Genomic DNA, 12,240 nt, shown 5'->3' on the forward strand with positions numbered 1-12,240 from the left:
AGCGCGGGTCCATCCAAACAGGGCTGCAAAGCCGCCCTGTTTGGATGGACCTCACTTTGAAAAGCTAAAAGCCACGACGTTGTCCGGGAATTACCACGGAATTCCACCGATGGATAACCGCTTTTCACGTCTCTAAGAGCGCTGAGTTTCGGCCCTTGACCGGGTTTATCCACAGGCGTAGAACTGGCCATGCTAGCGCTGTCGTTGACAGCACCCCAGGTGACCCGAGCCTTGAAGGTCACGCCGCTCCCGCGGTGGTTCTCCCAAAGGGTGATTCGCATCCGGCAGCTCGCCCGGTCACCTCCCCCGGTGATGGATGCTCTCTAATCTCATGGCCCTCATGCGCCAGCTACACCGTATTGTCCTGCACTGCAGCAACCCATCCGCTTGGCCGAATTTTGCGCCAACCTGTGCCCGTCTCTTTCTTCTGGAAAGAGACGGGCACTTCTACCACTGCTGCAGCCCTGATCGCACAAGGGCTTGCGGCAATCCCCCTCGTGACAATCGGCGTGACAAACGCCGATGTCACCAGCAACAGCGCTGTAGATGATGGTGCCGCAGACCAAGGAATGGACTGCACCTGACTGACAGTCAGGCATGCCCCGGTCATCGCATTGCTGCTTGCACATGGCTCAGGATCTTCAGGCGCTGGTCTCGTCAGCCAGCACTGCCTCCACCCGCCCACCGGCAACGGTGCTCAGGAGGCCAGATCATGAGATGCCCTTGCTCCCGGTCGTAAGGAGCCGCTAGTCCCGCGTTAGAGGACACCCCACAGGTCGCAGGGGCCTTGATCCCTGATAACACTCAACATTCTTGGCGGGATGACGTGGGGCGAGGATCGGAGAGCGGATGATGAGGTGACTGACATGGCATTGGTGGGTAGACGCGATGGCCGCAATTTCGGTTACGGCAGACAATTGAGCTACGCAGGGCCGCAAGCGCTGAAAGACATGTTCGGTGGCGGTCATTACGGCACGGTGAAGGCGCACTGTGATCGGTGGCAGGCATTCGTGAAGTGGTGCCGCTCCGAACAGGGGCCGGGTATCAATGATGCCCGGCAGATTGATCGGAAGGTGCTGGGCGACTATGCGACGTACTTGCGCGACCTGGTTGAGCGCGGTGACCTCGCCGTCAGTACCGCACAAAACCGCCTATCCAGCGTTAACAGGACCATGACGGCGCTTCGAGGTGATCAGTACGTGAAGTTGCCCAGTCCGAGCAAGGCGTTGGGTATGCAGCGCAGCGGAGTTCGACACTCGATGCCGCAGGGCCAAGATCGCGATCAGGTAAAAGAGATCGTCAATACGCTTTGCCGCAATCATCAGCAACGGGCCGCCGCGATTGTATTGTTGGCGCGAGCCACCGGCATGCGCCTGCGTGAGGCTATTTTGGCCGACTTGCCACGGTTAAGTCGTGAGGCTCGAGACATTGGCAAGATCAACATCCAAGACGGCACTAAAGGCGGCCGCGCCGGCGCCTCGGCGCCACGATGGATTGAGGTGGACCACCATGTTCAAGACGCACTTGGGTTTGCACGGCAGGTATCGCCTGCGAGTAGCCGCAATCTGATTGCGCGACACGAAAGCTATCTGACGTTTCTGCAAGAAATCATCCGCCCTGCACGGGACATCCTGCATGCACACAACCTTAAAGGGTTCCATGAGCTGCGAGCGGCTTACGCATGTGAGCGCTATGAGCAAATTACCCAACACCGCGCGCCTATCAACGGCGGCCAATGTTGCCAGGTCGATAGGCACCTTGATCGTGAGGCCCGGAGTCAAATCAGCTATGAGCTGGGGCACGGCCGGATCGATGTGGTGGCTGCCTACATCGGGGGAAGGCCATGAGTAAGCCATTTGATATGGAGCTGTTCTTGGCTGGCGTGCTGACCGGTTCCCACGCAACCCGGCAACGCCATGTACGCCAGGCGAAAATCATCCAAGCTGAAATTGCAGAGCGCTGGCAGCGAGAAACGCCTCTGCGTTGGCAGAGGAAGCATTTGGCTTGGTATCTAGAAAATCGCATGAGCCAGCGAAGTAACGCGACGCGATATTACTATTTGCTAACTGTGCGGTTACTTGTTCGTCGATTAGGGAAATCATGGGTACTCCATAGCGAGCGCTAGCCACTACCAAGACGACGGCTTTCAGTAAGCTGACTTGCGGGTGAATCTGTACCGGGGTTTGACTCAAGAATTCAAGGCATTGATCTATTTCTAGATCAGGCACCGAGCAGGAAACGTTCGCGATGCCACCGTAAATATGGCCGATGCTCGTTGGCCAGCCAGCGCAATGTCATGCCTGAGTGGATACCAAGGCGGTGCAGATCATTTTGGGATATGCGACCAGCGATTAGCAGATTTCCGTCATCATCAAAGCTGATCAGAAAGCGATCAAAAAGTGCATCAAGGTGAGCCACAAGCAGGAAGCCATTGAAGGAATCTAGCCGTTCGACATCGTCGGCGCATTGCGCCCAAGGCTTGGCGTGACTGGCCCGAAGTGTTTCAGTTACGGTGACGCCGGTCACCGCACAGGCACCGCCCCAGTAGATCAATAGAGCATCTCGAAAACGATCTTGCCCTACGCGCTGGCGTACCAAGCGTTTGGCTTCTGTACCTCCGCTTTCGCTCGGTAAGTCTGCTAATGCCTGCGCAACTGCCGTATGGAAATCGCGTACAGCCTGATTCGGTAGCGCCTGTGACAGGCTGGCTCCGCGGCGGAGCAATGTCGACAGATCGGCTAGGGTAGGCACGCAGAATGCGCCATCTACCCCCGCCCATAGCTTAAAGCTGCGCAATAACTCCGGTACCAGCGCAGGTGAAGCGGGCTGCAAGCGCACCTCAAAGCCGCCGGCCATAGGCACTATTGCTGCACTGCTTCGGTGACGCGCCGAAGCCAGTATCACGGTATTATCAAGGGCGGGCAGTACATACTCAAAGCCGTTGTCATGGCCTGCTTTCTCGATCAAGGCACGCTGTAAAGGATTCACTGCGACACTCATGTCAACGGCTCAGGATCTGCACCCAGGCGTCTACGAAGAAGAAGGCCATTCTCGTTATCGGATGAAAGTCTGAGACGCTCAAAAGACTTGAAAGCCTCAGTGGGCTCAGTTGAAGTGGTGACAATGTACTGGAACGAATCACTTCCACTCGATGCTACGTGCCTAAGCAAAGACCATAGTATGGCCTCGCTCATTTCCGCCTCGCGAGGTGAGTCATGCAGAAGGAACCCAGGGTGAAAGCTTTCCTCTTTCGTGCTGTCTAGCAAGCAGGCCACATCTCCAGCCAGGATTTCTAGAACCTTGAATGTCGTTGAATGCATTGGCCCCATTTGAAAGGGATGATTGCGGTGCTTCTCCTCATCGTTGAAAATGCCCCACCGGAACGAGGGTAGAGATTTGGCAACAGCCTGCATGGCTTCACTGATGATACGGCGACGCCCCTTCACCGCCTCACGTTCTCTCTCAAGTTGTATTTGAAGCTGCTCATGGCGACGCTGGGTCGATTCTAGTTTGCGCTCTACTGCTTCGGTGTTGGTCGACTGTGATCTGCCTGATGCGATGCTTTCGTAATATTCGTAGTCTTCGATGGCCTCGTCGAGAAGCTGATGTGCAGAGAGGGATTGTGCGTATTTTGCATCCAGTTCAGTATGCTGCTGCTCGATTGCTGCTAGTTGTGCACCGATAGGCGCTGTCTCGTCCTTCAATTCATTTAGCCGGTCGCGCAGGGGCGGTAGCTCTCTTTCAAGAGACTCCTTAGATCGTTGATGCCCCGCGATACGCTGCTTTCGATCGATTTGCGTCTGTTCGATGCGCTCGATCACATAACTGCAATCCTTGAGCAAGCGATTTCCTGCATCGCAGCGTGTTGGCAGCCGTTGTTGCAATGACGAAGCCTCGTTTTGCAACTCTTCTACTCGCTGGATATCGCCAGCAATCAATGCCTCCACTTGCTGAATCTCGTTGGCGAGAAGATCCATGAGGCTTTTTAGTGGCGCTCGCCTTTCCACCCATTCCTGATGATCAGTTGCAAGACTTTGTCGTTCAGTCTCGATTGACCGCAGTTCCTGCTGATAGGCCTCATACCTTTGCTTGGCGAAGCCGATCAGGTTTGGATGCTCAAGGAGACCATCCTGCCGGAACGGAGTAGCGGCAGGGGCACTGAGGCGTCGAGTCAATTGACGGCGCACATGTCTCAGCAAGCGCGCGGGCTCCTCGCGCAACGCTTGCAGCTGTGATTTTTGCTCCTCTATCTCCTTGGCTGCGCTATCCAGATCGCGCAGTATTGTGGCGTTGTGCAGCAGACCCAGCACGATTTGCATGAGTGCCGCAGGGGACTTCGCTGGCAGGCTGAATCCAACCCCATCCGCGCGCCATTGGTAATAGTTGTGATAGCGAGCATTCTGGTCGCGGGAACACCAAGCCAGAATCTGATGCCACTCGATTTTTTGTTTCGACATTGGCAGTTCTTTAACGGGCAGGATTTCTACCAGATGCTGGCGTAGAGCAGCTTGGTAGGCGTTGAATTCATTTTCGGCATCACCTGTGGCCAACTGCCGCCAATCGGCGGTGCGTGATGCTCGGTAATGCTTCTGATACAGCCATGGTTTCAGAACATTCCAGACTTCACCGCCTATATGAACGCGGGCGGCTACTGCGCCTTCCTTCAATTCACGACTGCTCAACAACTCATCGCGCAAGGTCGAACCATTCGACCAGAGCGGGTCATCCAATACAAAACGCACAAATTGGCAGAATGCTGTTTTACCTACACCATGCCCTGAACTGCCTGACCCTGGTGGCGATACGATCAGGTTCAGCCCGCGCTGCAATGAAACTTCGCGCAACGGCTGCAGGGCTGTCAGGGAGTCCAGAAACCACAGCCTTTCCACCCATAGGCGCGGTTTGGCAGGGCTTGTAGGCAAAGTTGCAGCATCGACCATATCCATTTATCCCCGTTTGCGTAGATTGTCCGTCTGTGCAGTCGATGTCGAGCCTGCCAGCGCTTCCGTCAAAGCAACTTCTTTCTGGCGGCGTGCTTCGATCAAGGCGTGAGCCAGAGATTCCGTGCGATGGTCGCCAATGATGCCGTGCAGTGCTTCCAAGTTGCGAATGGACAGCGATGCAGTCACGGCTACGCCAAATAGATCACGAAGCCAACCGCAAATATTTGTCCAGCGCGCCGTGCTCACAGGCGCCAACCATTCATGCAGCCACTCTGCATGCGGAGTGCCTTCTGGCAGCCGTACTTCAAGAATACGTCGCAAGCGATTGTCATCACACTCTCCGGCGTGTACTAGCACATCGCATATCAGACCAGCCAGCCAATCCTCCGCCTCGGAGGCTGGTGTGCCGCCATCGGCATAGATTGGAAGCGGCGCGGTACGTCGCGTCGGTTTGAGTGCTGGTATGGGCTGCTGTACTTCCAACGCATCCCAGGCCTCCAGCACCAACCTTTGTGTGCGATATTCACCGAACTCCTTTAGCTCTTTGTTCTTGAGCACCCGGAAGGTTTCGCTGGGGTAGTCTTCCCCCATGATGTCGGCTGGGTCGAAGATGTAGCGGAGTTCATCGCGAGTTAGACCGTAGAGTTTGGCGTAGTAGGCGTCGAGTTCGGCGCGCAGGATAGCGCGGCGGCCGGGGTCGAAGGCGAAGGGTGGACCGTTGTAGCCCAAATCCTGCGCCCAGCCGGCTAGATCTTGGGCGGTGTAGGTCAGTTCCAGCACACGTGGGACGATGAAGGCGAGGTCTTTATCTGTGTACCTTGAAGGTGGGAGGCATGGAAATTGACGGACATAAGAATATGTCAAGTGAAGTCCGCCTACCTTTTGTCGTGCTACATAGTCCAGAACCATGCAGTTAAGGTTCGCAAGTAGTACAGACACCAACCTTGGAGTTTCAGAGGAGAAGATTAGTGGCGCTGTATGGCCCGCGCCAGATCTCGGGATTATTGTTGAAATCACAGTGCGTTCATTTGTGGCAGCCGTAACATCTTTGAAAGCCAGCAGCCAAGAATGACTCCAGTCGTCGAGTCTTTCATCAACCACGTGCTCTGAAATCCAGTAAAAAGGGACAGATAGGTAGCTGGGGTCTTGGTACTCGTCCAGAGTAGGATTAGGCAAAACTCGATAGCCTCTTTCGCTTCCTCTTGATCCATAAGTTCCAGCCCGATGATCGTAGAAATTGATCATCTTGGCCTCGTACAGCGGCAAGCAGTCGGCGGCGGGTTTGTCGATGAACAGATGGCTGTCGTTCGCCATGTCCAACATGCGCATGAACGAAATGCCCCAAGGGTTTTGCGCGGGCTCCACGATCCTGGCCCTCTTGCCTTCGCCGACGATGGCGGCATCGCGCATCAGCACCGGCGCTTCTCGGTAGAGCTTCTTGGTCATTTCCGCATCGCGTTCGCTGCGGAATACCGGGCAGGTAAGCGTGTTGGGGTTGATAAGGCGGAATTCATCAGGAGTGAGAGTGAAGCGGCGGCGCGGATCATGTATTTGAATCGGCTGGCGAGCAAAGAATACAAAACTCGCACGATCAACTTGTCCAAGCGTGACGATGCAGAACTTAAAGGCATGATGAACAGAAGGAAAGATGAGCTCTTCATTCTCGAAAGAGCAGAGTTCAGCCAGTCTTTTACTCTGGGCCAGATAACCAAAATACGCTTTGGTACTGTCATCGGTGGCAATACCAGTGGGCACGATAAAGCCAGCGCGGCCAGTATCTGCATGGATTTGCAGGATGGTTTCGGCAAACAGTGCATAGGTGTTCACATCGCCCACGCCGGTTAGTGGATAGCGGCCACCGTCTTCGCCTCTGACGTGAGCGAATAGGCTGGCGGCTTCCGCAGTGCGGCGGGCGCTGATGAATTCCCGATACAGGCGTTGCTCGGCTTCGTCCTCGTGCGCTTCATGGGCCAATTCGGGATGGAGGTGCCGCGCCAACATGCCTTCACTGAGCCACTGGATACGCTGGGCGCGCTCGGCCTTGTTGCGGGCCTCCGCCACGTCGCGGTGACGGGTAGCAAAGAACTCTTCCTCTTGCAACTTGACACGTTCCCACGGCGGATTACCCAGCACGCAATCGAAACCGCCCTGCGCAAACACCTGCGGAAAGACCAGCGGCCAATGGAACACGCGAGCCTCTTCACAGGCTTGCCGGGCGGCTACCTGCGCGGCCTGCTGTTCGGCAGGCAGTGCGCTGCCCAGCAACGTGAGGTAGAGGGTGGCCGTGGTGGGGATGGCCAGGGCGTTGCTTTCGGTCTTGGGCAGCAGATAGGCGCCCAGCAACAGGTCGGCGGCCTGGGCCAGTAAGCCGGTGCGGGAGCTGTGCAGGTAGTGTTCGTAGGCTTGCGCCTTGGCGGCGATCTGCCCGGTGCTGTCTTCGGGCAGGGCTTCCAGCGCACGCAATGCGGCGAGGCCGTTGTCGTGGCGCTGCACAAGTTCAGTCTGGCCAAAAGCGTGTGCGGTGCGCTTTTTCTCCAGGTCTTTGAGCGCGGCGGCATTGGTTTTAGCCAATGCCTTGCACACGTCCCTGTCGTCTCCGCTGAGGGGCTTGAAGGCATCCTTGGCGATGCCTTGCTCCAGTACTTGTAGGTTGGTCAGGCCGAGCAGGGCGTCGCCGACCTGAAGATGGTGGTCAAGAAAGCCCAACGGGCGTCCTTCCTCGTAGCCCTCCAGCCACAGCGCCATGCGCGCCAGTTCGATGGCCATGGGGTTGCGGTCCACGCCGTAGATGCAGTGGGCCACGACTTCGCGCAGGGCATGGCGATAGTCCTGCGGCTTGATGGCTCCTTCCTGCTCGCCTTCGAGGCTGCGCAACTGGGCCAGTTTTTCCGCCAGACGGCGGGCGGCGGCAAGCAGGAAGTGGCCGCTTCCGCAGGCGGGGTCGATAACGCGGATGGCCAGCAGCGCCTCGCTGGGGTTGGCCGGGTTGCAGGCCAGGCGCTGTTCGATAACAGGCTCCAGCGCGCTCTTGATCAGCTCCTGCACCAGACTGTCGGGGGTGTAGTAGCTGCCGGTGAGCTTGCGGGCGTTGCCGGCGGTGCTGCCCTCCTCGGTACGGCCGACAAAGCCAAACGTGCGGGCTGGCAGGTCGATGGTGGGCACTAGTTCCAGCAGGCTTTCGTAGACACTGCCCAGCTCCTCCGGCCCCATGTTGCGGTAGTCAACCGGTGTCAGGCTGCTGCCTTTTCCTTGTGCGACGACGGCCCAACGCAGGTGTTGCAGGGCGGCGAGCAGGTGGGCGTTGTCCAAGCTGGCGGTATCCAGATCAGGGCATTGTTCGGAGACGAACAGGCCGCCGAGCGCAGGTAGTGCCAGGCGTGGCTCTCCCTGCGCCAGGCCGCGAAAGACGATGCGGATGGCCTGCCATTGATCGTCGTACCGGGTGCGGGCTCGACGCTTGAGACACAGCTCGCGCAGGCGGACCAGGGCGTAGCCTTCGGCATAGGCGCGGCGGGCAGCCAGGGATTCAGTACTGTCATCCTGCGGGTGCAGCACGCCACGTTCTTCGACGGTGAAGACGAAGATTAGCCGGTAGATCAGGCGCAGCAATTGCTGGAAGTAGGCGTCCTTGCTTAGCGCGCCATTGTCCAGGGCGGCGCGCAGGGCGTGGTTGGCAGGGTGTTGCAGGAAGCCGGCGCCTATGGTAAGCAGGGCCTGTTCGACGCCATTGCGCAGGCCTTCGCGCACGCGGGTGCCTTCCTGCTGGCCTTCGTCACGCCATTGTTCCCAGATGCACATGGTGGTGGTTTGCGGGGCTCGGCTGGCGTGCAGCAGGCGCCAAACGTTGGCGAATTCGGCATAACGCTGGCCGCCGAGCAAATCGGCGAGATCGACCTCCAGAAAGCTGGGGCGGGTGAGCGAGGCGGCGTCACGCAGCAGACGCAGTTGTTTGCCGTTGCTGACGATGCCCCATTGCAACGGCTCGCTGGCGTTGAGCAATTCCTGCATGGCCTGGAATGGGGCTTTCTTGCGGTTGCCGCTGCCCTGCACGGCAAACTGCGCGTCAGCATCGTCCAGCCCAAGGGTGTGCGGGGCGACCAGCACGGGGACGTGGCCGGTCATAAGGCTGACGGGGTAGCGCAGTTCGCCTACCTGCTGTGCTTGCGCAGGTTGCAGAGCGGTGTAGCCGAAGGCGTGACGCAGCAGTTCGTCAATGAAAGCGGTGGTGAACTGCGTGGCATCGACGTCGGCGCGTTCCATCTGCGCGGCAAAGTGCTGCCATTGGGCGCAGGCGATCTGGAAGGCACGGCTGTATTCGTCCTTGAGCTTGACGCCTTTGGGGGTGCGGTAGTCGGACTCAAGCTGTGCGCTGGCACGGCCATGGGCGGCCTTCTCAAGTTGGTCGGGCAGGAACAGTCCGCCTTCGAGCTTGAGGGTAGGCAGGTTCAGCGTGGCCTGGGTTTTTCGGATGCGTTTCATGGTTGTTCTTCTCTAGGCCCAGGCTTATAGCGAGTCAGGCAGCAGCACGTACACACCCATCACATCGACGGGCAGGCAGGGGCTGACGCTGTACTGGCCAACGTCGCGGGTGGCCTCACGCACACGTTGGTGGTCGGCCAGCAGGGCATCGGCCCGCTGCTGGGCGAGCGCTTGCAGTTGCTGTGGGTGCGCAGCGAGGTAGTCGAGTGCGATGCGTACTTCGCGTTGCACGGTTTCCGTAGGCAAGTTGCCGCTGGGCGTGCATTCGAGCAGACGGCTCACGCTGTCGTCTGCCAACCACTGCGGAGCGTTGCGGCCCTGCACAGCCAGGGCCACGGTTTCCTCGGCCATCATCTGGAAGGGTTCGCGGCGACGCACGTAGTTGAGCTGGTGGCGCAGGCGCAGCAGATAGAGGGTGGTGACGACTTCGACGTCTTCGGTCAGGGTGGCGGCGCAGCGGGCGGCCAGCGGGTTTTCGCCCCCGAGCGCACCTTCCAGCAGGTGCTGGGCCAGCAGGCCCACCAATGGGTGGCTGCGGTGCAGTTCACTAAAGTCGATGGGCTGGGGCGTGGTAATGCCTTCATCGGCCAGGCGTTGGCGCAGGGCTTCGGGCAGGTGCTGCGGCAGGAAGCGTGCGGTCTGCTTGCGGCCAGCTTCAAGCGGCGCACCCAGACGCACGCAGGCGCTTTGCAGGAAGCGCTGCACGTCGGCCTGGGTGCCCAGTGCTTGTTGCTGTTTGTGCCACTCGGGCAACACTTCGTCGGGTTTGATGCGGCGCTGGGCGAACACGGTGCGGTTGGCCTTGGCTTTTTCCAGGGCATCCTGCCATTGCGCTTGCAGTGGTTGTAATTCGACGTTGGCTTCGGCAAATAGATCAGGCGTGTAGGGTGCTGCCATTCGCTCACGGCCCATCAGGGCGGCCTTGACTAGCGCTTGGTTGATGCGGGCTTCGTCTTCGGGTAGCGGAACCAGCACGCCCAGCTCCTTCTGGATGGCTTCACCCTTCTTGAGGATGACATTGAGCACGAAGCCATCCACCGGGTTGTCCTGGCCGTAGAGCATGGTGCAGCGCACTTCTTCGGCCTGTTGACCGAAGCGGTCGACCCGGCCTTCGCGCTGTTCGTGGCGGGTGGGGTTCCAGGCCAAGTCGTAGTGGACGACGGCGGTGAACAGGTGCTGTAGGTTAATGCCTTCGGAGAGGCAGTCGGTGGCGACCAGGATACGCTGGTCGGCATCCGCCATGTCGTCCACACGCTCTCGGCGTTGTTCCGGCGTGAGCTCGCCGGTGATGGCTTCGATCGTGGTCTTGGGAAACGCGGCTTTGAGGTGTTCGGCCACGTAATGGGCGGTGGCGATGTAGCGGCAGAACACCACGGGATGGTAGCCATCCTTCACTAGCAGCTCGATATGTTGGATGAGCGCGGCCAGTTTGGGGTCGCCCCTTTTACCGCTGAGGCGCCGTGCATCGGTGATAAGGGTTTGGAGGCGACTGGCATCCCGCACCTGGTTTTGTACTTGGGCAGGCGGCTCTAGGTCGTTGCTGGAGAGGTCGTCGGCTTCGCCATCGTGCAGGCGTTCGTCGCTGAGGAGGGAGTCATCCAGCAGGGCACCTTCAAGCCGGGTGGTCAGTGCCTTGACAGCGGCGGCGGGCGATGAGGCTACGCAGCGTAGCAATGCCAGTGTGGCGTACCAGATGAGACCGGCACCGCCCTGTTCATCCTGCTGTTCAATAGTTTCGGCAAGCTCGCGACAGTAGTCCTGCACGGCGTCGAAGAACGCGCCCCATTCGCCGCTGAGTTGATAGGTGAGTTCGGTTTTCATGCGACGGGGGAAGCCACGTCCGTCGTCGGTTTCGGCCTGCCATTCGGCGATGTCCTTGCGGCGGCGCTGAACAAAGTGGCGGGACAGCTCTTGGCGCAGCGGGTCGGTGGAGGTCATTCGGCCTTGCAGGGCGGCAAAGCGTGGGGCGAGCAGCGACAGCAGGTTGTAGAAAGCGGCTTCGTCGCCTGAGTGCGGCGTGGCGGTGAGCAAAATCAAGTGACGCTGTTCGTCCCTCGCCAGGCGTTGTAGCAGTTCAAAACGCAGTTGCTTGCCTGCACCGCTGCTGGCACAGGTGTGCGCTTCGTCCACGATGATGCACTCTGGGGCCGTGGCGAGGAATTGCTCGCGATTGCGTTCGCTCTTGATGTAATCCAGGCTGACCACTACCACCGGATGATGGTCGAACAAGCGCACGCCATGCGGTAGTTCGCGCTCGATGCGAGCGGCGGAGGATGAGGTCAGTGCAGTGGTCTGGAGGTTGAAACGGGTTTCCAGTTCGCTTTGCCATTGCTCGACCAGATGCGGTGGGCAGAGGATGGCCAAACGGCTGATTTCGCCGCGGTCCATCAGTTCGCGGGCGATCAGGCCGGCTTCGATGGTTTTGCCAATACCCACGTCGTCGGCAATCAAAAGGCGCACGGTAGATAGGCGCAGCGCCATCAACAGCGGCACGAGCTGGTAGCCGCGCGGTTCAACGGCAATGTTACCGAAGGAGCGGAACGGGCCGGCTCCAGCGCGTAGGGTCAGACGTAGGGCGTCGCGCAGCAACAGTGAGGCGGCGTGGTTGCCAGCATACGCGGGATCGGGCCAGGAAAAGGTGGCGGGTTCGACGGGATGCAGTTCCAGTTCGGGGATCAGGGTGATGCTTTCGTCATCGGCACCGCTCAATGGGCGCAGGCGCAACCAGTCGCGGCGGGAGTCACTTTGCACCACCCATTCACGGCTACGGGCGCGCACTAGATTGCCGGGCAGAAAGTCGTGTTCGAGGGTTGTCATG

At 59.0% G+C, this 12,240-nt stretch carries 6 protein-coding genes; 2 read left to right on the plus strand and 4 right to left on the minus strand.

Annotation, left to right across the window (positions count from 1 at the left end):
- Positions 1–866: 866 nt before the first annotated feature.
- Together ACMGT0_RS27910 and ACMGT0_RS27915 are read left to right on the plus strand one after the other, a co-directional pair.
- The gene (locus ACMGT0_RS27910; protein WP_416770627.1) at positions 867–1,847 is read left to right on the plus strand and encodes an integrase domain-containing protein; all 981 of its coding nucleotides are present in this window, start codon (positions 867–869) and stop codon (positions 1,845–1,847) included.
- Complete coding sequence (locus tag ACMGT0_RS27915) at positions 1,844–2,125, plus strand: hypothetical protein (protein ID WP_416770629.1); 282 nt, start codon at positions 1,844–1,846, stop codon at positions 2,123–2,125. The genes ACMGT0_RS27910 and ACMGT0_RS27915 overlap by 4 nt, the downstream gene beginning before the upstream one ends.
- Before the next feature lie 95 nt (positions 2,126–2,220).
- On the opposite strand, the gene ACMGT0_RS27920 is transcribed toward ACMGT0_RS27915, so the two are convergent.
- The 4 genes from ACMGT0_RS27920 to ACMGT0_RS27935 are packed head-to-tail and all read right to left on the minus strand — an operon-like array spanning position 2,221 to position 12,239.
- On the minus strand, positions 2,221–3,000 hold the full coding sequence (locus tag ACMGT0_RS27920; protein WP_416770631.1) for an HNH endonuclease: 780 nt from the start codon (positions 2,998–3,000) through the stop codon (positions 2,221–2,223).
- Positions 2,997–4,946: a chromosome partitioning protein ParA gene (locus ACMGT0_RS27925; RefSeq protein WP_416770633.1), complete on the minus strand. Its 1,950-nt coding sequence runs from the start codon at positions 4,944–4,946 to the stop codon at positions 2,997–2,999. The genes ACMGT0_RS27920 and ACMGT0_RS27925 overlap by 4 nt, the downstream gene beginning before the upstream one ends.
- Complete coding sequence (locus ACMGT0_RS27930; protein ID WP_416770635.1) at positions 4,947–9,422, minus strand: Eco57I restriction-modification methylase domain-containing protein; 4,476 nt, start codon at positions 9,420–9,422, stop codon at positions 4,947–4,949.
- Between the two features lie 24 nt (positions 9,423–9,446).
- On the minus strand, positions 9,447–12,239 hold the full coding sequence (locus ACMGT0_RS27935) for a helicase-related protein (protein WP_416770637.1): 2,793 nt from the start codon (positions 12,237–12,239) through the stop codon (positions 9,447–9,449).
- Position 12,240 lies beyond the last annotated feature (1 nt).

Origin of the sequence: Pseudomonas sp. RHF3.3-3, from assembly GCF_048069595.1 — a bacterium.
Lineage (GTDB): Bacteria > Pseudomonadota > Gammaproteobacteria > Pseudomonadales > Pseudomonadaceae > Aquipseudomonas > Aquipseudomonas fuscovaginae_B.